Origin of the sequence: Pasteurella sp. XG20 (assembly GCF_018968665.1) — a bacterium.
GTDB classification, from domain to species: domain Bacteria; phylum Pseudomonadota; class Gammaproteobacteria; order Enterobacterales; family Pasteurellaceae; genus Pasteurella; species Pasteurella multocida.
The window spans coordinates 1,376,293-1,396,240 of record NZ_CP076656.1; the positions used below are offsets into that span (position 1 = coordinate 1,376,293).

Annotated in this window: 18 protein-coding genes and 1 tRNA gene; 9 read left to right on the forward strand and 10 right to left on the reverse strand. The window is 40.8% G+C overall.

The genetic code is table 11. The features are described 5' to 3' along the window. The first annotated feature begins 127 nt into the window (after nucleotides 1-127). The 7 genes from KPF51_RS06280 to nrdG all read left to right on the forward strand — a co-directional run bounded on the left by KPF51_RS06280 (nucleotide 128) and on the right by nrdG (nucleotide 9,637). Nucleotides 128-808, forward strand: coding sequence for a trimeric intracellular cation channel family protein (locus KPF51_RS06280; protein WP_005717062.1), 681 nt, complete (start codon nucleotides 128-130; stop codon nucleotides 806-808). 13 nt (nucleotides 809-821) lie between these two features. Beyond that, nucleotides 822-2,084, forward strand: a complete 1,263-nt coding sequence (proA, locus tag KPF51_RS06285; RefSeq protein ID WP_005722861.1) for a glutamate-5-semialdehyde dehydrogenase — start codon at nucleotides 822-824, stop codon at nucleotides 2,082-2,084. Between the two features lie 134 nt (nucleotides 2,085-2,218). Beyond that, a complete protein-coding gene (lysC, locus tag KPF51_RS06290) occupies nucleotides 2,219-3,571 on the forward strand; it encodes a lysine-sensitive aspartokinase 3 (protein WP_005751694.1) in 1,353 nt (450 codons plus the stop codon). Nucleotides 3,572-3,750: 179 nt separating this feature from the next. Next, nucleotides 3,751-5,049: an adenylosuccinate synthase gene (purA, locus tag KPF51_RS06295; protein ID WP_005722864.1), complete on the forward strand. Its 1,299-nt coding sequence runs from the start codon at nucleotides 3,751-3,753 to the stop codon at nucleotides 5,047-5,049. A gap of 189 nt (nucleotides 5,050-5,238) precedes the next feature. Continuing rightward, nucleotides 5,239-6,645 (forward strand): cytochrome-c peroxidase, encoded by a 1,407-nt coding sequence (locus KPF51_RS06300; RefSeq protein WP_005722865.1) that lies wholly within the window; start codon nucleotides 5,239-5,241, stop codon nucleotides 6,643-6,645. 302 nt (nucleotides 6,646-6,947) lie between these two features. Continuing rightward, nucleotides 6,948-9,089, forward strand: coding sequence for an anaerobic ribonucleoside-triphosphate reductase (gene nrdD, locus KPF51_RS06305; protein WP_005722867.1), 2,142 nt, complete (start codon nucleotides 6,948-6,950; stop codon nucleotides 9,087-9,089). Between the two features lie 71 nt (nucleotides 9,090-9,160). Continuing rightward, a complete protein-coding gene (gene nrdG / locus KPF51_RS06310) occupies nucleotides 9,161-9,637 on the forward strand; it encodes an anaerobic ribonucleoside-triphosphate reductase-activating protein (RefSeq protein WP_005722868.1) in 477 nt (158 codons plus the stop codon). Between the two features lie 24 nt (nucleotides 9,638-9,661). Here nrdG and KPF51_RS06315 read toward each other — a convergent pair whose 3' ends face one another. The 4 genes from KPF51_RS06315 to KPF51_RS06330 all read right to left on the reverse strand — a co-directional run bounded on the left by KPF51_RS06315 (nucleotide 9,662) and on the right by KPF51_RS06330 (nucleotide 11,950). Further along, a complete protein-coding gene (locus KPF51_RS06315; RefSeq protein WP_005722869.1) occupies nucleotides 9,662-9,904 on the reverse strand; it encodes a hypothetical protein in 243 nt (80 codons plus the stop codon). A gap of 38 nt (nucleotides 9,905-9,942) precedes the next feature. After that, on the reverse strand, nucleotides 9,943-10,734 hold the full coding sequence (locus tag KPF51_RS06320; RefSeq protein ID WP_005722871.1) for a TatD family hydrolase: 792 nt from the start codon (nucleotides 10,732-10,734) through the stop codon (nucleotides 9,943-9,945). A 106-nt stretch (nucleotides 10,735-10,840) separates the two neighbouring features. Further along, nucleotides 10,841-11,392 (reverse strand): peptidylprolyl isomerase, encoded by a 552-nt coding sequence (locus KPF51_RS06325; protein ID WP_005722873.1) that lies wholly within the window; start codon nucleotides 11,390-11,392, stop codon nucleotides 10,841-10,843. A 48-nt stretch (nucleotides 11,393-11,440) separates the two neighbouring features. Next, nucleotides 11,441-11,950, reverse strand: coding sequence for a peptidylprolyl isomerase (locus tag KPF51_RS06330; RefSeq protein WP_005717092.1), 510 nt, complete (start codon nucleotides 11,948-11,950; stop codon nucleotides 11,441-11,443). 137 nt (nucleotides 11,951-12,087) lie between these two features. On the opposite strand from KPF51_RS06330, the gene cysS reads away from it, so the two are divergent. Beyond that, nucleotides 12,088-13,467, forward strand: coding sequence for a cysteine--tRNA ligase (gene cysS / locus KPF51_RS06335; protein WP_005722875.1), 1,380 nt, complete (start codon nucleotides 12,088-12,090; stop codon nucleotides 13,465-13,467). 50 nt (nucleotides 13,468-13,517) lie between these two features. On the opposite strand, the gene KPF51_RS06340 is transcribed toward cysS, so the two are convergent. The 3 genes from KPF51_RS06340 to dauA all read right to left on the reverse strand — a co-directional run bounded on the left by KPF51_RS06340 (nucleotide 13,518) and on the right by dauA (nucleotide 16,671). Next, a complete protein-coding gene (locus KPF51_RS06340) occupies nucleotides 13,518-14,159 on the reverse strand; it encodes a tellurite resistance TerB family protein (protein WP_061405920.1) in 642 nt (213 codons plus the stop codon). Between the two features lie 88 nt (nucleotides 14,160-14,247). Next, nucleotides 14,248-14,910, reverse strand: a complete 663-nt coding sequence (locus KPF51_RS06345; RefSeq protein ID WP_061405919.1) for a bifunctional 4-hydroxy-2-oxoglutarate aldolase/2-dehydro-3-deoxy-phosphogluconate aldolase — start codon at nucleotides 14,908-14,910, stop codon at nucleotides 14,248-14,250. 21 nt (nucleotides 14,911-14,931) lie between these two features. Next, nucleotides 14,932-16,671, reverse strand: a complete 1,740-nt coding sequence (gene dauA / locus KPF51_RS06350; protein WP_016534464.1) for a C4-dicarboxylic acid transporter DauA — start codon at nucleotides 16,669-16,671, stop codon at nucleotides 14,932-14,934. Nucleotides 16,672-16,809: 138 nt separating this feature from the next. Here dauA and KPF51_RS06355 point away from each other — a divergent pair. Further along, nucleotides 16,810-16,899, forward strand: a tRNA-Ser gene (locus KPF51_RS06355). Nucleotides 16,900-16,918: 19 nt separating this feature from the next. On the opposite strand, the gene KPF51_RS06360 is transcribed toward KPF51_RS06355, so the two are convergent. The 3 genes from KPF51_RS06360 to dcd are packed head-to-tail and all read right to left on the reverse strand — an operon-like array spanning nucleotide 16,919 to nucleotide 19,937. Beyond that, entirely contained in the window at nucleotides 16,919-18,133 is a 1,215-nt protein-coding gene (locus KPF51_RS06360; protein WP_059246128.1) for a sugar transporter, read from the reverse strand. 3 nt (nucleotides 18,134-18,136) lie between these two features. Continuing rightward, nucleotides 18,137-19,351 carry a hypothetical protein gene (locus tag KPF51_RS06365; protein WP_061405918.1) on the reverse strand — a complete coding sequence of 405 codons (1,215 nt, stop codon included), beginning with the start codon at nucleotides 19,349-19,351 and terminating at the stop codon, nucleotides 18,137-18,139. A gap of 1 nt (nucleotide 19,352) precedes the next feature. Beyond that, nucleotides 19,353-19,937, reverse strand: a complete 585-nt coding sequence (gene dcd, locus KPF51_RS06370) for a dCTP deaminase (protein ID WP_005717106.1) — start codon at nucleotides 19,935-19,937, stop codon at nucleotides 19,353-19,355. Nucleotides 19,938-19,948 lie beyond the last annotated feature (11 nt).

A 19,948-nucleotide genomic window follows, 5' to 3' on the forward strand; every position in this document is an offset into this window, starting at 1 on the left:
TGCCTTAATAAAATGAATTCGCTCATTATGCAAGAATTTGAAAGTACGGTCAAAATTTCCTATTCTTTTCCGCTATTCCCCTCTAAAATAAGCTCACTTTAAACCGCACTTTTTTGAGAGAAAATTTATGCTGTTAAGCGTCCTTTACATTATTGGTATCACCGCAGAGGCCATTACAGGTGCACTGGCTGCTGGACGTGAAAAAATGGATATTTTTGGCGTAATTATTATTGCTGCAATGACGGCGATTGGCGGTGGCTCAGTCAGAGATGTCTTACTCGGTCACTACCCTATCGGCTGGGTGAAAAATCCCCATTACTTTCTGATTGTGGCAGGTGCAGCGGTATTAACCGTCTTTATTGTGCCCCTAATTCGTCGCTTTATGCACTATTTTCATACCGTCTTCTTGGTCTTAGATGCCCTTGGTTTGATCGTGTTTTCCATTATCGGCGCACAAGTTGCACTGGACATGGGCTATGGCTTTACTATCGCTGTGATTGCCGCCATCATTACTGGTGCGTTTGGAGGGGTACTCCGTGATTTATTATGTAACCGTATTCCACTGGTTTTCCAAAAAGAGCTGTATGCCAGTATTGCATTGATTGCGACTGCCATTTATATTGGCTTACAGCAACTCAATATCGATCACAATCTTGTTATTATTATCACCTTGATCAGTGGCTTTATTGCTCGTCTTTTAGCAATTTATTTCGAGTGGGGGCTGCCTGTTTTTGACTATCAAGAGCAAGAAATGGCAAAGAAGAATAATGATGACAAATTACCCAAAAAAGTAACATGGAAAAAATAATCAGGAAAAAACAATGACCACAAATTTACAAGAAATGGGAAAACAGGCTAAACAAGCTGCCTTGGTACTCGCACAGCTCTCACAACAACAAAAAAATCAAGCACTCGAACACATTGCACAGCAACTTGAAGCACAAAGCGATAAGATTTTAGCCGAAAACCAAAAAGACATCACATTGGCAAAACAAAATGGATTATCCGATGCAATCATTGATCGTCTTTTACTCACGCAATCACGATTAAATGACATCGCTAATGATGTTCGCCATGTCATCTCTTTAGCTGATCCTGTTGGTCAACTCATTGATGGCGGCATACTTGATAGCGGTTTAAAAATTGAGCGAGTCCGTGTTCCTCTTGGTGTCATTGGTACTATTTATGAGGCCCGCCCGAATGTCACGATCGATGTGGCAAGTTTGTGCTTAAAAACAGGTAATGCGGTTATCTTACGCGGTGGCAAAGAAACACAATATTCTAATAAAATTTTAGTCGACGTCGTGCAACATGCTTTAGTCCAAGCCGGACTACCGAAATATGCTATCCAAGCAATTACCGATCCTGATCGTCACTTAGTGATGGAATTGCTGAAATTAGATCGTTATGTCGATATGATCATTCCTCGTGGTGGAGCAGGGTTACACGAACTTTGCAAACAGCACTCGGCTATTCCTGTCATTGTAGGAGGGATTGGGGTATGTCATCTATTTGTAGAACAAAGTGCAGATCTTGATAAAGCCCTGCCTTTAATTGAAAACGCCAAAACACAACGTCCAAGTACCTGTAATACGTTGGAAACACTGCTTGTCCAACGAACTATTGCTACGCAATTCTTACCCAAGTTGGCACAACACCTCTCCGCTAAGCGCGTCAAATTCCACGCGGATCCAACCGCACTTGCAATCTTACAATCGGTACAAGCTGATGTTGAGCCTATTCAAGCACATCAGTTACGCCAAGAATGGCTTTCTTATGATTTAAACGTGGTGATTGTTGACGATATTGAACAAGCTATTGCACATATTCGTGAATATGGTAGCCAACATTCCGACGGTATTCTGACCGGCTCACAGCAGTTGGCTCAACAATTTGTTGCACAGGTGGATTCGGCTGCGGTTTATGTTAATGCTAGCACACGTTTTACAGACGGGGGACAATTCGGACTCGGTACAGAAGTCGCTGTCAGTACACAAAAACTGCATGCACGAGGTCCAATGGGACTAGAAGCATTGACGACCTATAAATGGGTTTGTGTTGGCGACTATTGCGTCAGAAGCTAAAAACGCGCCTTTTGTGACAACTTGTCAACCCCATGTTCACAAAATATGTTTGACAAGTTTTTTATAAATCGTTATTTGTTTTACCTCAAACACAACATACTGAAAATTAAAATAACTTAAACAGGAGCCAATCTATGTCTCATCTTTCGATTGCCAAATTTGGAGGCACCAGTGTCGCTAATTATGCTGCCATGTCTGCCTCGGCAAAAATTGTCGTGAATGATCCCAATACACGGGTTGTCGTACTTTCCGCTTCGGCAGGCGTCACTAACTTACTTGTTGCGTTGGCAAATGGCTGTGACAACGAAGAACGCACTAAATTAATCAATGAAGTTCGCCAAATTCAAGAAAATATCCTTTCGGAATTAAAAGATGATAGCTTAGTACGTAATAAAGTGGAAAAGTTACTGGCGAATATAGAATCGCTTGCTGAAGCAGCAAGCCTAGCGACCTCCCCTGCCCTCACAGATGAGCTGATTAGTCACGGGGAAATGATGTCTTCTCTGATCTTTGTTGAAATCTTACGCGAATTCAACACACCATCCACTTGGATTGATGTACGTAATATTATCGCGACCGACAGCCATTTTGGCAAAGCAGCACCAAACGATCACAAAACGCAAGAAAACAGTACACATATTTTAAAACCCTTAATTGATCGCGGTGAATTGATCATTACACAAGGATTTATTGGTCGTGATGAACAAGGCAAAACCACCACATTAGGTCGAGGTGGGAGTGATTATTCTGCGGCATTATTAGCCGAAGTACTCAACGCGAAAGATGTCTTGATTTGGACTGATGTCGCGGGTATTTATACCACTGATCCTCGTATCGTGCCGAATGCGAAGCGTATTGATACCATGAGTTTTTCTGAAGCGGCCGAAATGGCAACCTTTGGTGCCAAAGTCTTACATCCCGCTACATTATTGCCTGCAGTTCGCAGTAATATTCCTGTTTATGTTGGCTCCAGTAAAGCGCCTGAAGCAGGGGGCACTTGGGTAACCCGAGATCCTCAACACCGACCGATATTCCGAGCCATTGCTCTCCGTCGGGATCAAACTCTACTCACCCTCTCTAGCTTAAATATGTTGCATGCGCAAGGCTTTCTCGCTAACGTTTTTACGATCTTAGCCAAACATAAAATTTCTGTGGACGTGGTCACAACCTCAGAAGTCAGTATTGCACTCACATTAGATAAAACTGGTTCCGCATCTTCTGGTCTCAGTTTACTTTCAAGCGCACTGATTGACGAATTGAGCCAACTTTGTAGTGTCAAAGTGGACAGCGATCTCGCTTTGGTCGCTTTAATCGGTAATGATTTGCATATTACCTCAGGTATTGCCAAACGTATTTTTGATACATTAGCCCCTTATAATATCCGCTCAATCAGTTATGGTGCGAGTACGAATAATGTTTGTCTTCTAGTCACTAATGCACATGCTGATGCTGTTGTTTCCGCATTACATAAAAATCTCTTTGAGTAACGCCTTGATAAAAAAGCGGTTAAGTCAAAAGATAAAGGTGCTTAACCGTTTTTTACCTTCTACAATTCATATAAATCCTCAAATAAAAACGTAAATTACATTGAGATTAATGTAAGAAAATAGTAAAGTAATCCGTTGTTCATTTTATTTATATACAAAGCTTAAAGGCGGAAAATACTATGGGAAAAAGTGTTGTTATCTTAGGTGCTCAATGGGGCGACGAAGGTAAAGGAAAAATTGTTGACTTATTAACTGACCGAGTGAAATATGTGGTGCGCTATCAAGGTGGTCATAATGCAGGTCACACCCTTATTATTAACGGTGAAAAAACCGTACTTCGTTTAATTCCATCTGGTATTTTACGTGAAAATGTAACCTGTTTGATCGGTAACGGCGTCGTGCTTTCTCCTGCGGCATTAATGCAAGAAATGGGCGAACTTGAAAGCCGTGGTATTAATGTACGTGAACGTTTATTAATCTCAGAAGCCTGCCCTTTAATCCTACCTTATCATGTTGCGATGGATCATGCGCGTGAAGCCGCTTTAGGTAAAAACAAAATTGGAACAACCGGACGTGGTATCGGTCCTGCTTATGAAGATAAAGTCGCACGCCGTGGTTTACGTGTAGGTGACTTATTTAATCGTGAAGCCTTTGCTGAAAAACTCAAAACGATCTTAGATTACTATAACTTCCAATTAGTCAATTACTATAAAGCCGAAGCTGTTGACTTCCAAAAAACGTTAGATGACGTTATGGCGGTCGCTGATATCATCACCGGTATGGTCGCTGATGTCACGACAATGCTAGATAAAGCTCGCAAAAATGGTGACAATATCTTATTTGAAGGTGCGCAAGGCACGATGTTAGACATTGACCATGGTACTTATCCGTTTGTGACCAGTTCAAATACTACTGCAGGTGGCGTAGCAACCGGTGCCGGTTTTGGTCCTCGCAACTTAGATTATGTCTTAGGTATTATCAAAGCGTACTGTACACGTGTTGGTGGTGGACCATTCACTACAGAATTATTTGATGAAGTTGGTACAGAAATTGCGCGGAAAGGAAATGAATTTGGTGCCGTCACTGGTCGTCCACGTCGTTGTGGCTGGTTTGATGCGGTTGCAATTCGTCGCGCCATTCAACTTAATTCAATTTCCGGTTTTTGTATGACCAAACTAGACGTTTTAGACGGTTTTGATGAAGTCAAAATCTGTGTCGCTTATAAAATGCCAAATGGTGATATTCTTGACTATGCACCATTAGCAGCAAAAGACTGGGAAGGTGTCGAGCCAATTTATGAAACAATGCCGGGGTGGAAAGAAAATACCTTTGGTGTAACGGATGTCAACCAATTACCAGAAGCCTGCCGTAATTATGTCAAACGTATTGAAGAAGTTACAGGTGTGCCAGTAGACATTCTTTCAACCGGTCCAGACCGTGTTGAAACCATGATCTTACGTGATCCTTTTGCTGCCTAATTGACACCCTATTATCATATCAAAATGGAAAGCGAAATCAGCTTTCCATTTTCATCTCCCCTCCAAATCAATAGATTTAAACTATTAATTAAATAGATTTAACGAATTAAATTTATTATCCTAGATCAAAAATCCTTATTGTTTGTAGTGTTAATATGCTGATGCCTAACCAATAAGGAGTGATGATCTATGAGAGTTAAAAATCTATTCTTTTCCGTTGTTGCCATTGCAGTCGCCAGCTTTTTAGGCACAGTTGGTTATGTTCATATCTTTGATAAAGAACAATCCGCTAAACTGCTATCGCAAACGCCACTAAGTGGGCAAGCACAGCAAGTGGCAAAAATCTTGTATGACAATGGCTGTCAATATTGTCATAGTACTAATGCAGAATTGCCTTTCTATGCTAAGTTTCCAGTGGCAGAAAGCATTATGCAAGAAGATATTAAAAAAGGCACACGTGTCTTTTTGTTAAATGAGATTCTTGATGGGCTAAAAGATCCTACTAAATTGTCTGAAGTCAGCCTCGCTAAATTAGAACAAGTTCTGATTAATGATGAGATGCCTGTCGCAAAATTTGTGCATTTACACTGGGGATCACGTCCTGATTTAGAGGAAAAAACAACGCTATTAAATTGGATACGTGAGCAACGCCAGAATCATTTTCTACCCGCAAATACACAAGGTACGGACCCAACGCGTTTAGTCCAACCGATTCCTGATAGTGTAGCAACGGATCCACTGAAAGTCGCATTGGGTGACATGCTATACCACGATGGACGTCTTTCAGGTGATGGTACAATCCAATGTCATACTTGCCATCAGTTGAAAAATGGTGGTGTAGATGGTCTAGATGTTTCTGTCGGTATTGATGGTCTCAAGGGAGGAATTAATGCCCCAACAGTGTATAACTCCGTTTTCAATATTTTACAATTCTGGGATGGACGAGCAAAAGATCTCGCTGAACAAGCCGGCGGCCCTCCTCTCAACCCAGTTGAAATGGGCTCTAAGAATTGGGAAGAAATTATCGCTAAATTCGAACAAGATGAAGCATTTAAAGCCAAGTTCTTAGCCGTTTATCCTGCGATTAATGAAGCCACAATTACACACGCCATTGCGGAATTTGAAAAAACATTGATCACACCAAACAGCGCATTTGACCGTTATTTGAAAGGCGAACAAAATGCACTCACAGCCGCACAAATACGTGGTTATGAGCTCTTCAAACAGCACAAATGCGATACTTGCCATGTTGGCGTCGCAATGGGTGGGCAATCCTTTGAGTACATGGGCTTATTTGATGATTACTTTGCCGCCAGAGGCACACCGATAACAGAAGCTGATCAAGGACGCTTTGCACATACCCAAGATCCTGCTGATATGCATAAATTTAAGGTACCGACTCTACGTAATATTGCTCTGACTGCACCATATATGCACGATGCTCGCACATCGGATCTCAAAGAAGCCGTGCGTATTATGTTACATTATCAAAGTGGTAAAACGTTACCGACCAAAGATGTAGAAGATATCAGTGCATTCTTAGAATCACTCACCGGTGAATATCAAGGCAAGTTATTAACCAAAGAAAATCAGTAAAGGTTTACGCTGTACTTATCAAACCAAAGACCTGGCACGTGCTAGGTCTTTTTTCTTGTCCAACAGGGACTTTATTCCAACCTTTATTGATCTAGATCACATTTTTACAAAAAATTATTGAGAATAACACTCAATATGAAATAAAAATTTTCTTAATAAAACCAATCAGTAAGGGAGAATATCGTCGCCTTTTCATCCTTAAACGAACATAAAAAACACTATATCTTGTGGTTGAAAATAAAAATTTAACTATATATAGTATCCTCGTTCTTTGGGTCATATAGATAAAATAGGGTGAAAAAATGGCAACTTTCTTTGTAATTAAACGCGATGGTTCACGAACAGGGTTTGAAATCCAACGTATTATTAATGCAATTAAAAAAGCGGCACAAGCAGTGAATATTGAAGATGAACGCTATTGTCATACAATGGGACAGCAGGTATGTAATGACATCTTTACCCGTTACCAACAAGAAATTGATATCAGCCACATTCAAAAAATCGTAGAAAATACCTTAATGGCGGGAAAATACCCTGAAATAGCGCGAGCTTATATCGAATACCGCCATGATCGGGATCTTGCGCGAGAAAAACGCAGTCAACTCACAAAAGAAATCGAAGGGTTAATTCAGCAAAGTAATGTTGAACTCCTCAATGAAAATGCCAATAAAGATGCGAAAGTTATCCCAACTCAACGCGATCTCTTAGCGGGTATTGTGGCAAAACATTACGCTAAACGTTATATTCTGCCACGCGATGTCGTGGATGCACATGAAAAAGGGGAAATTCATTATCACGATTTAGACTATGCCCCATTTTTCCCAATGTTTAACTGTATGCTTGTCGATCTCAAAGGTATGCTAAGTAATGGTTTCAAAATGGGTAATGCCGAAATTGAACCACCAAAATCGATCACAACAGCAACCGCAGTCAGTGCACAGATTATCGCACAAGTCGCGAGCCATATTTACGGTGGTACCACGATTAACCGTATAGATGAAATCCTTGCCCCCTATGTGCAATTAAGTTATGAAAAACATTTAAAAACTGCAGCGGAGTGGAAAGTTCCCGAACCAGAAGCCTATGCAAAAGCACTCATTGAAAAAGAATGTTTCGACGCTTTTCAATCCTTAGAATATGAAGTCAATACGCTACATACTTCAAATGGGCAAACCCCTTTTGTCACTTTTGGCTTTGGCTTAGGGACGACGTGGCAATCGAAACTTATCCAGCGCTCAATTCTGAAAAATCGTATTCGTGGTTTAGGCAAAAATCACAAAACCCCAGTCTTCCCAAAACTGGTGTTTACCATTAAAAAAGGCATTAACCATAGCCCTAGTGATCCTAACTACGACATTAAACAATTGGCTTTAGAATGTGCCTCCAAACGGATGTATCCTGATATTCTCAATTATGACCAAGTGGTGAAAGTCACGGGTTCTTTTAAAGCACCAATGGGATGCCGTAGTTTCTTAGGTGCTTATCAGGAGCAAGGACAGGAAATCCATGATGGACGTAATAACTTAGGCGTAGTGAGTTTGAATTTACCGCGTATTGCAATTGAAGCCAACGCCACGAATTCAGCTCAAAGAGCGGTCGAATTTTATAAAATTTTAGATCAACGTCTTGCGATTGCCAAAAAAGCCTTAATGACACGCATTGCACGTTTAGAACATACCAAAGCTCGCGTTGCCCCAATTCTTTATATGGAGGGTGCCTGTGGTGTACGCTTAAAGGCTGATGACAATGTGGCACAAATCTTTAAAAATGGGCGTGCCTCTATTTCGTTAGGCTATATTGGTATCCATGAAACAATCAATGCCCTCTACGGCGATAAACATATTTATGATGATGAACAACTCCGCCAAAAAGGGATTGAAATCGTCGAATATTTACACGAGACGGTGCAACGTTGGAAACAAGAAACAGGCTATGCTTTCAGCCTATATTCCACACCAAGTGAAAACCTTTGTGACCGTTTCTGCCGCTTGGATACTAAGCAATTTGGGCTTATCGAAGGTGTCACAGATAAAGGCTACTATACTAATAGCTACCACTTAGACGTAGAGAAAAAAGTCAATCCTTATGACAAGATAGATTTTGAATTGCCTTATCCACCGTTCGCAAGCGGCGGGTTTATTTGCTATGGTGAATACCCAAATGTTCAGCATAACCTTAAAGCATTGGAGGACGTTTGGGATTATAGCTATGACAGAGTGCCTTACTATGGGACCAATACACCGATTGATGAATGCTATGAATGTGGTTTCAGTGGTGAATTTGAATGTACCAGTAAAGGGTTTACTTGTCCGAAATGCGGTAACCATGACAGTGAGAAAGTCTCCGTGACCCGACGTGTCTGTGGCTATCTTGGCAGTCCAGATGCCAGACCATTTAATGCCGGTAAACAAGAAGAAGTCAAGCGCAGAGTAAAACATCTCTAAGCCAGTCCGACGTCCTTGACCATATGTCACGGACGTCAGTATCGTAGAAAATAAGCACGGTGAAGCCCGCTATGAATTACGTCCAATATTATCCTACTGACATCGTGAATGGAGAAGGAACAAGGTGTACACTTTTTGTCAGTGGCTGTACGCATGCTTGCCGAGGTTGCTACAACAAAAAAAGTTGGTCTTTTTGTGCTGGTCTTCCATTCGATGAAAAAATGGAAGCACAAATCCTTCAAGATCTCAAAGATACCCGTATTAAACGCCAAGGATTAACTTTAACAGGTGGTGATCCGCTCCATCCACGTAATCTGGCGATACTTCTTCCCTTTGTCAAACGAGTCAAACACGAATGTCCTGATAAAGATCTTTGGGTCTGGACGGGTTATACCTTAGCAGAGCTCAAAGCCGATACATTACAACGGCAAATACTGCCTTATATTGATGTCTTAATTGATGGTAAGTTTGAACAGGATAAAGCGGATCCAAGCCTTGTATGGCGCGGTTCTGCTAATCAGATTATTTATCGTTTCACACAATACTAAGCGATATGGATGCCAGAAGCTGAGTTACATGAGTACCCAAAAGATCAGGAGGTTACCTAATATGAACAGAATCGTACCTAAAATAAGATTAAATCTTGCCGAACGCGACAAGATCGCCCACCCTTTTCTTGGTTTCTTTTGCATTGCATTTCGCTGATATGCTGGTTTAACCACTTGTGCATCAGACAAGTCTTTAGAAACCCAAGCAACGCGCTCAGAAAGTAATAAATAAATGCGTAATAAGAGTAACATCCTTGCTTTGAGCATAAGTTATCTTCTCAACATAAAAAGAGTAAATAGGAACTTTAAATTGAAAACAGCTTACAGCTATTTTGCCAAATAACTTGCTTAATTTCTTCTGGTCTTTCCGCTCTTAACTCACATAAATGAGCAAAAATATTGACGATTCTCTCCGGTCGATTGGCTTGTCCTTGAAAGCCAAATACAGGCATATCAGGCGCATCAGTTTCTAATACAAGGCAATCTAAAGGCAAACGGCGAATCACATCACGAGTTTTATTCGCACGCAAATACGTAATCGTCCCGCCTACTCCGATTTTATAACCGAGATCAACAAAACGAACAGCTTGTTGATAGCTACCAGAAAATCCGTGGATAATACCACACATTGGTGAAGAAATATACCGTAAAAAAGGAACAAGCTGATCATGTGCTTTACGTGAATGTAAACTGACCGCTAAGCCATACTGCTTTGCCAATGCTAGCTGTGCTTCAAGAAACGCACATTGTTTTTCCCATAGCCCGTCATTTAACAAATCGGGTACCGCTCTTTCTAGACCAATTTCTGCCACAGCACAACAATTAGAAAGTCGTTTGTCTAACGTCTGCTGCAATTTCTCTAAATCAGCATAAGTATGCTGCCGAATATACAAAGGATGAAGCCCGACGCCGTAATACAAAGACTCAGGATACGCAGTAGCCATTTGTGTAAGTGTCACAATATGCTCGGAAGAGACGCCAACCATTAGCATTTTTTGCACATTGGCTTGTTGTGCTTGTTCCACTAATTGTGCCAGCGTTTCTCCTGTTTCTTGCTGTAAATAATCTAAATGGATATGTGTATCAAAAAATGGCATATCGTTTTCTATTCATTCTTATGCATTAGAACTAGAGAGTTATTTTCCCTGAATAATCAAAATAACGACCCGCTATCGCGCCCATAAAAGTGATGCTAGCCTTACTCTATTCAATGGTGACACTTTTAATGATCACTGGCTCTTTTGGTACATCACGGTGAAATCCTGATCGCTCAGTATCTACTTGGCTAATACGATCAACCACGTCCATACCTGCCACTACATTAGCAAAAACCGCATATCCCCAACTTTTTTGCGTTTCTGCACTAAAATTCAAAAAATCATTGTCAACTGTATTAATAAAGAATTGCGCTGTGGCAGAATGCGGATCAGACGTCCGTGCCATTGCAACAGTACCGCGCAAATTTTTCAAACCATTATTCGCCTCATTTGTAATAGGTGCGTCAGCTTTCTTTTGCTTCATCCCAACCTCAAATCCCCCAGCTTGAATCATAAAACCGGGAATAACACGATGAAAAATCGTACCGTTATAAAATCCTGCTTGGCTATAACGTAGAAAATTCTGAGTGCTAATGGGCGCTTTCTCCTCTTCTAACACCATTTTAATATCGCCATAATTCGTATGTAAAACCACATTCTTTGCTTGAGCAACACAAACAACACCAGCAAGCAAAAGTGCGGTAATTATTCTTAACATTTTCTCTTCTCCTAAAAGAATCCCCTCAATTACGAGGGGAGATACTGATTATTCAACGGTCACCGCAGTAATTACGATGGCTTCTTGTGGTACATCTTGGTGAAACCCTTTATTTCCGGTTTTCACGCCTTTGATCTTATCTACTACATCCATGCCCTCAACCACTTCACCAAAGACGGCATAGCCCCACTCTTGTACCACCTTTTTACCAAATAACTCTTTTGAACGGTGATCTAAAAAAGTATTATCTGCTACATTAATAAAAAATTGTGCGGTCGCAGAATGAGGATCCGATGTTCGCGCCATCGCAATTGTGCCACGTTTGTTACTTAAACCATTGTTGGCTTCATTTTGGATCGGCGCATTCGTCTTTTTCTCACGCATCGCCTCATCCATACCACCACCTTGGATCATAAATCCATCAATAACACGATGAAAAATTGTGTTATCATAGAATCCACTTTTACAGTAATTTACAAAGTTTTGCGCTGTGTTCGGTGCTTTTTCATGATCTAATTGAATTTTAATGTTACCCAAGTTAGTGTGTAATGTAATCATATCTGTTTTCCTCTAATAGTTTTATATCATTCGATTATTTCATAAAAGCACATTAAATGCTATAAAGTAACTTTGTTTATGGCAAATTACGCTATGCTAAATTTATAACACTCCTATACACTTAAGAGAACCAATCCATGCTAAAAATTTTTAATACATTAACAAGAGAAAAGGAAATCTTTAAACCTATTCATGCCAACAAAGTGGGTATGTATGTTTGCGGTATTACGGTTTATGATTTATGCCACGTAGGACACGGGCGTACATTCGTTTGTTTTGATGTGATTGCTCGTTATCTTCGGTATTTAGGCTATGACTTAACTTATGTGCGTAACATCACAGATGTGGACGATAAAATTATCAAACGGGCATTAGAAAATAATGAGACATGTAATCAACTTGTTGAAAAAATGATTGCAGAAATGCACAAAGACTTTGATGCACTCAATGTATTACGTCCAGATGTAGAACCCCGTGCAACCCACCATATTCCTGAAATTATCGCAATGATTGAAAAGCTGATAGCTCGTCAACATGCTTATGTATCCGCTAATGGTGATGTGATGTTTGATGTCGAAAGTTTTAAAGAATACGGAAAGCTTTCTCGTCAAAATTTAGAACAGCTCCAAGCAGGCGCTCGTGTTGAAATTGTCAATGTCAAAAAAAATCCGATGGATTTTGTGTTATGGAAAATGTCCAAACCAGGGGAGCCAAGTTGGTCATCCCCTTGGGGAGAAGGTCGTCCCGGTTGGCATATTGAGTGTTCTGCCATGAACCATAAAGAATTAGGTGAGCATTTTGATATTCATGGCGGTGGCTCGGATTTAACCTTCCCTCACCATGAAAATGAAATTGCACAGTCTTGCTGTGCCCATAGTGGACGCTACGTTAACTATTGGATACATTCTGGCATGATTATGGTTGATCGAGAAAAAATGTCCAAATCACTGGGTAATTTCTTTACATTACGTGAAGTATTATCACTCTATGACGCAGAAAGTGTACGTTACTTTTTACTGACAGCACATTACCGTAGCCAATTAAATTACAGCGAAGAAAACCTCAATCTTGCGCACAGTGCTTTAGAACGTTTATATACGGCATTACGAGGAACAGACCCAACTGCAGTCGCGACAGAAGGGCAAAACTACCTTGCTGCCTTTAGAGAAGCCATGGATGATGATTTCAATACTCCGAAAGCCATTTCAGTCTTATTCGAAATCGCACGTGAAATCAACAAACTGAAAAATGAAGATATATTAAAAGCCAATGCGCTTGCAGCCCGCTTACGTGAATTAGCGGGAATATTAGGTTTACTCTACCAAGATCCAGAGCAATTCTTACAATCGGGTTCAGACAATGATGAAGTCGTGCTGATTGAGGCGTTAATCAAACAGCGTAATGATGCCCGGGCAGCAAAAGATTGGGCAAGTGCGGATGCCGCACGTAACAAACTGGCTGAAATGGGTGTGGTATTAGAAGATAACGTAAATGGTACCACTTGGCGTAAACAGTAAGTCAAAAAATCATAAAAAATGGCAAGGCTCTCACCTTGCCATTTTTTTAACTAAAATCCAGCCTGTTTCTCAAGTTGTTCCACAAGTGCATCATCTAAATTTAAGGCTTGCGCTAATTGACCAAGAAACACAATTTCTTTACGTGATAAATCTTGGCATACCATGCGTGCAGCAAGGTACACCTGCGTGGCAAGTGCGGTATCTTTTCCGACTATTTTCGCAATCTCGCTCACACTTATCGGATGCGTGATTTCTTGCTCTAACCACTGTTGTAACGCCGGATCATCCCCGCCTTCTTGCATAATCAAGGCACGTTCCGATTCCTCTAATACGCCATCCGAAATCGCAGCTGCAATCATCGTGCGCAGAATAATGGCGCTACTGTCTTCCGTTTGCGGAGTTGCTACGAATGCTTCTTGCGAAAGCTCGCCTGTATTTTGCTGAACAGGCTGGTTCTTCTGATAACTCTGATAGGCTTGATAAGCTAAACTGCCCAAAGCAGCCAATGAGCCCAATTTCGTCAATTTCGCGCCACCCTTGCGACCAAGCACCATGGACAAAATCCCCGCCAAAGCCGCACCACCACCCACTTTCGTGATTGTATCCGCCGTACTTTGACTAGGCTTATTCAACTGACCCGCAGATTGAGTGACGGTATTTAAAACTTCATTTAATAAACGATTAAAATTCATGTTAGCTTTCCTCATAAAGTACCGATAAGAACTCCATTAGACTGTTTATCTTATAAAAGATTCACACAAACCCAAAGTGAAAAAATTTTCACAAAAATGACCGCCCTTTTTCGTCGTTTATCTGTGCTATCACCGCTTGTGTCAAACGCCCAATTTCTTGCCAATTTTGTTGTTGAATTAGCTGTTTTTCTACAAACCAAGAACCACCACAAGCGACCACATTAGGAATTGCCAAATAATCACAGATATTTTGTAAATGAATGCCCCCTGTTGGCATAATTTGTAACATCGGATAAGGTCCTAACAATGCTTTAATCATTGCTACTCCGCCCGAAGCTTCCGCGGGGAAAAATTTTACAGCATGAATGCCCATTTCAAGCGCAGCTTCAATTGCCATTGGGTTATTCACGCCGGGGATAATGGGGAAGGATAAACGTTGACACAGTTCAACAATTTTTGGATTAAATCCCGGTGTCACCACACAATCTGCTCCCGCATTCTTGGCTTGCATCACTTGTTCTGGGTTAAGCACCGTGCCAGCCGCGACAAAAATAGCTGGGCGTTGTTGTTTAAGTAAACGAATGGCTTGTTCCGCTGCACTTGAACGAAACGTGATTTCTACGACAGGTAAACCATGTTCAGCTAAACAATCTGCTAGCGGTAAAATCATCTCAGGATTATCTAACGCAATCACAGGGATGACTTTCCAAACGCGTAATTTTTCAACGATCTCTGCGGTGCGGTAAGCCATGTTGTTCTCCTCTAAACCGTATTATGCTTGTTGTTCAAAAACACGGATTTTATTAAAAGCATCTGATAAATCCGAAGCAAAATTAATTTTCTGAATTTCATTTACCGTATTCGATTTGACAATCATCCGTAGCGGTTGAAATTGCATGTTACACATATAAAGCTGTTGATGTGGTAACATATGTTGTACAAAACGAGTCAACGCATGAATACCTCCCGTATCGAGCACCGTGACCGCATCGCATTGCAATACAATATGTTTAATTTCATGCTCGGTATTGACGGTTTTATCATGTAAATCGGCAAATAAATTATCTGCTGCAGCAAAAAATAACGGTCCACTAATACGATAAACTAGCACATCGTTTAAATCTTCAGGATGGGCAATTTCAATCGATTTTGTCATTTCTGCAATTGTACGAATAAACAGTAAACTTGCTAATAAGACGCCAACAGTAATCGCAATCACCATATCAAAAATGACTGTTAAAATTAAGCACGTTAATAACACCGCGATTTCATTACGACCAGAGCGGCGGATGAGCTGAATAATTTGGGGTACATTTGCCATATTCCATGCCACAACGAGCAATAAAGCTGCCATCGACGAAAGCGGTAAATAAGATAACGCATTTGCAAAAAACAAGAGCGCAAACAGAACCAATAATGCATGTACAACACTGGAAATAGGTGACACGCCACCTGCTTTTACATTCGCGACAGAACGCGCAATCGCCGCTGTCGCCGTGATCCCCCCTAAAAACGGTGCGGCAATATTCCCTAATCCTTGTGCTAATAATTCATTATTAGAATGGTGTTTTGTGTCTGTCATATTATCTAAAATCACCGCACATAATAAGGATTCAATTGCGCCTAATACCGCCATGGAAAATGCTGCTGGCAATAACGCTTGAATGGTCTCTAAATTCCAAGTAATCACTTCCCCTTGTGCATTCGGAATATGCCAAGGCAAGATAAATTCAGGTAAGGCATTTGGGATACCAAATCCTTGTGTGCCATCGGATAAAGTGTATTGAAAGGCTGAACCAATGGTGGCAACATCTTGACCTACAGAAATTAAGCCTAAAGACAATAACGTGGCAATAATCACAGCAGGTAAATGACCCGGAATAGGTAAACGTAATTTATGCCATTGCGTTAACATCAATAAGGTCACGATCCCAACAAGAGCATCAGCCCAATTGATCGTCGGTAATGCAGTGACAATAGTTTGCACTTTTTCAAGATAATGCGCAGGCATTTCCACAATAGATAGCCCTAAAAAGTCTTTAATTTGTAACGTGGCAATGACGATACCAATTCCACAGGTAAAACCTAGGGTAACGGGCAAAGGAATGTATTCAATGAGACGTCCTAAGCGGAACAAAGCCATGAGAACTAAAATCAAGCCCGATAACAACGTGGCCATTAACAAGCCACCCAAACCAAACTGTTGCGTAATCGGGTACAAAATCACTACAAATGCCGCCGTGGGACCAGAAACATTAAAACGCGATCCCCCCGTTACCGCTATAATCATCCCTGCGACAATCGCTGTATATAAACCATGTTGAGGCGCTACGCCACTGGCAATCGCCAGTGCCATTGACAAAGGAATTGCAATCACCCCAATAGTTAAACCGGCGATAATATCTCTAATTAAAGATTGACGCGTGTAACCTGCGCGAAAACTCTCTTTTAACGCACTAAAAGGCTTAACGGCTAAGAACACATTTTTGCTGAGAAACCATTTCTTCAACATATTAAAATAAGACCTACAAAATTTAAGAAAACAAGACTGTTTATTTTATCTCAATTTAGCACAGCATTTTATGTTCTAACGCAAAAAATACTTGACTAACTTCAATGAAATTCTTATAGTTCACACCCTATTCAAAACGGTGAGATGTCCGAGTGGTTGAAGGAGCACGCCTGGAAAGCGTGTATATGCGAAAGTGTATCGAGGGTTCGAATCCCTCTCTCACCGCCATTCAATAATATGATTCATATTAACCGCACTTTTTCTTCTCTTCAGTCGATAACTTATTTGGCACTAAGTGACCATATTTCCACTGGACTAAAATAAATAAAACAAGCCCGAATACTGCAAATAACGCCCCAGCAACACCAATGTAGGCTAGCCCATAATGTTGCATCACTTGATTGCCTAGCAATGCGCCAGCCCCAATGCCAATATTATAAATCCCAGAATAAATTGCCATCGCGACATCTGTAGCATCAGGTGCAAGGTGTAACACTCGAATTTGTAATCCTAAGCCAATGCCTGCTATGCCAATTCCCCAGAAGAAGGTTAATAAAAACATTGTCCACGTTTGTTGGCTCGCAATGAATAAGAGCAAAAGTGTAGCGGTGAGTAGTCCCATTGAAAACAAAATAAAACGGATCGGTCCTGCATTATAATAGCGATTAAATAACAAACTGGCGGTAATGCCAGAAAGACCGAAGACGAAGAGAACAAAAGTTGCCATACTATGACTCATTGTGCTGATATTGAGCATAAAGGGTTCAATATAGCTATACGCAGTAAAATGAGCCGAAATAATAATCATAGTAAGCGCATAAAGCCCAAGCAATAATGGACGTTTAAAAAGCGTTGGCAGACTATTTAAAGAACCCGCATTCTTACTTGGTAAGTGCGGTAAAAGTTGATAAAACAAGCATAAAATGCCTATCGCAATAAGGGCAATAATGGCAAAGGTTGCACGCCAACCAAAGAATTGCCCAATCAAACGTCCGAGAGGCAAACCCAAAATCATTGCCAAAGAACAACCTATAGCAAGTAGTCCAATTGCCTGTGATTTTTTATCTTTAGGCGCAACCCGAATGACTAAAGACGCAGTAATTGCCCAAAAAATAGAATGGGTTAATGCGACACCTATTCTGGCTAATACTAATACCCAAAAATCCCAAGCGATCACGGATAACAGATGACTTAAAATAAATAACACCAGTAATTTAATCAATAACCCTCTACGCTCTGCTTTTGCAGTCAGTAACATAAAGGGCAATGACATTAATGACACTACCCAAGCATAAACAGTAATTATTAAACCCGTTTGTGATACGGGCATCGCGAAGCTTTGCGCAATATCAGAGAGTAAGGCAACAGGAATAAACTCTGTTGTATTAAACACAAACCCAGCAAGCGCAAAGGTGATAACACGCGCAAATTGACGTTGACGAGCGGCCTGAAAAGGTAACATAAATTACCTCAATTTTTCTTTAATAAGATCTTTTAATTGATGACGTAAATTCTGATTAAATTCCACTTTATATTGCGGAGAAGAACAACTGTCGAAAAAGCGGATAGGTAAGGAAAAATGCTGATACTGCGGGGAAGTCAACCCTAAATTCAGCGTTACATCACAGGTCATCGTTTTCAAATTTACGGCACCTTGCCCAGACACTCGGACTTTATCAATATGAAAAGTCAATGTATCTAGGTTTAATTTTGTCGCATCCCAAGAAAGGGAGGATTGCAAGTGTTGAAATGAGGTATTGAGATCTTCGCGATTAAAACGCGCTTCATCATAGTGAATAGGCAGATATTTCGTCACCAAGTCTAATAAATTTAAACCATTAAAGTGCCCTTCAGCCATTCGTATTGCCACTTTGCCTTTTTCTATTTTCGTGTCGGTTAACACCAAATCCCCCGAAATATCTGCCTCCCCAGTAAGCAAATAAGGCAAGTTCAACATTTTTTGCCAAGGTGCTAACGCAATATTTTTCCCTACAAAACGCACTTGCTGAGTTGAATTGACTTTATTGAAGAGCTGTAAATCAAATTGTGACTGAGATTGTGAATGGGCATAATGCAGTTCAGATACTGTTGACAACATTGTCGGCTGCTGGGTTGCCTTAAGTGTGAAAAGAACGAAATGTTCACCATTGATTTTCACATCATCGAAAATCACTTGCCAATCTGATGCAGAATGTTGTTTGATAGAACCTTTCTGTAATGCGATCTCCAATTGTTGTGTATTAAATAAAATGGGTTTCGCAAAAGTCATCTTCAGCAAGATATTCGCTAGCTGAATTTGGTTGGGTTCAATCAGAAAGTCCCCTGCAATTTCCCCTGTTATTCCAACCAGATCTGGTTCATGTTGACCTGAATACCAGACATCCATTTGTTCAAAGCGTACTGTCTTCACTCGCTTTTCTAGCGCCAATAGTGACCAAAACTCGGATTGTAAATAAACTTTTGACGCAAAAACAGACCGCACTTGTTGGTCCTGCCATTTGACATCGGATAATCGGATTTCGACTTGAGGAAAGAAGGTAAAATCGAGTTGAGAAAATGTGATGTGTTTTTCATTGAGGACGTTGGTTAAGACAGCATTGACACGATCAATTTGCCAATATGCAAGCGCAAAGATCGCCACAATGACAGCACAAAAACTGATGGCGATCTTTTTCAACATTTTATTTATCCTCATCAATACGACTGGCTACCGCACTTTGCTGATTTTTGTATTTTGCATTCTTACGACTGCTATATGGACGCGCAGCATAGCCACTCAAAATTTCAAAACTTAACGCACCAATCACCATATTGGGACGTAGTGCTAAGGGTAACTTACCTGAATTAAAAAATTCCAATACGATTCGCCCTTCCCAACCGGGATCAATACGATGTGCCGTCACATGTACCATTAAACCTAAACGCGCAAGTGAAGAACGTCCATCTAACCACCCAATAATATTTGCCGGTAGCTTAACCGACTCAAGTGTTGTGGCTAATGCCAACTCACCAGGATGTAAAAAGAAGGCGTCATTTTCACCAATCAGAATTTCTTCACTCATCACCGATTCTAATTGGGCTGAGACTTGTTCTTTTGGACCACTGAGATCAATATAAGGTGCGGAATGCTCACGGAAAACGCGGAAAGAATTCCCTAAACGAACATCGATCGTTGCACCATTAATTTTGTCATTACTCGGTCGAGGGGTTAACGCGATAATGCCATCATCTAAATAACGTTCAATATCAGTATCACATAATCTCATTCTCAGCTCCT

What these genes read in the sequence shown, in the direction of transcription:
- KPF51_RS06280 (WP_005717062.1), top strand. Translation starts at nt 128, where the DNA reads ATGCTGTTAAGCGTCCTTTACATTATTGGTATCACCGCAGAGGCCATT.
- proA (WP_005722861.1), top strand. Translation starts at nt 822, where the DNA reads ATGACCACAAATTTACAAGAAATGGGAAAACAGGCTAAACAAGCTGCC.
- lysC (WP_005751694.1), top strand. Translation starts at nt 2,219, where the DNA reads ATGTCTCATCTTTCGATTGCCAAATTTGGAGGCACCAGTGTCGCTAAT.
- purA (WP_005722864.1), top strand. Translation starts at nt 3,751, where the DNA reads ATGGGAAAAAGTGTTGTTATCTTAGGTGCTCAATGGGGCGACGAAGGT.
- KPF51_RS06300 (WP_005722865.1), top strand. Translation starts at nt 5,239, where the DNA reads ATGAGAGTTAAAAATCTATTCTTTTCCGTTGTTGCCATTGCAGTCGCC.
- nrdD (WP_005722867.1), top strand. Translation starts at nt 6,948, where the DNA reads ATGGCAACTTTCTTTGTAATTAAACGCGATGGTTCACGAACAGGGTTT.
- nrdG (WP_005722868.1), top strand. Translation starts at nt 9,161, where the DNA reads ATGAATTACGTCCAATATTATCCTACTGACATCGTGAATGGAGAAGGA.
- KPF51_RS06315 (WP_005722869.1), bottom strand. Translation starts at nt 9,904, where the DNA reads ATGCTCAAAGCAAGGATGTTACTCTTATTACGCATTTATTTATTACTT.
- KPF51_RS06320 (WP_005722871.1), bottom strand. Translation starts at nt 10,734, where the DNA reads ATGCCATTTTTTGATACACATATCCATTTAGATTATTTACAGCAAGAA.
- KPF51_RS06325 (WP_005722873.1), bottom strand. Translation starts at nt 11,392, where the DNA reads ATGTTAAGAATAATTACCGCACTTTTGCTTGCTGGTGTTGTTTGTGTT.
- KPF51_RS06330 (WP_005717092.1), bottom strand. Translation starts at nt 11,950, where the DNA reads ATGATTACATTACACACTAACTTGGGTAACATTAAAATTCAATTAGAT.
- cysS (WP_005722875.1), top strand. Translation starts at nt 12,088, where the DNA reads ATGCTAAAAATTTTTAATACATTAACAAGAGAAAAGGAAATCTTTAAA.
- KPF51_RS06340 (WP_061405920.1), bottom strand. Translation starts at nt 14,159, where the DNA reads ATGAATTTTAATCGTTTATTAAATGAAGTTTTAAATACCGTCACTCAA.
- KPF51_RS06345 (WP_061405919.1), bottom strand. Translation starts at nt 14,910, where the DNA reads ATGGCTTACCGCACCGCAGAGATCGTTGAAAAATTACGCGTTTGGAAA.
- dauA (WP_016534464.1), bottom strand. Translation starts at nt 16,671, where the DNA reads ATGTTGAAGAAATGGTTTCTCAGCAAAAATGTGTTCTTAGCCGTTAAG.
- KPF51_RS06360 (WP_059246128.1), bottom strand. Translation starts at nt 18,133, where the DNA reads ATGTTACCTTTTCAGGCCGCTCGTCAACGTCAATTTGCGCGTGTTATC.
- KPF51_RS06365 (WP_061405918.1), bottom strand. Translation starts at nt 19,351, where the DNA reads ATGTTGAAAAAGATCGCCATCAGTTTTTGTGCTGTCATTGTGGCGATC.
- dcd (WP_005717106.1), bottom strand. Translation starts at nt 19,937, where the DNA reads ATGAGATTATGTGATACTGATATTGAACGTTATTTAGATGATGGCATT.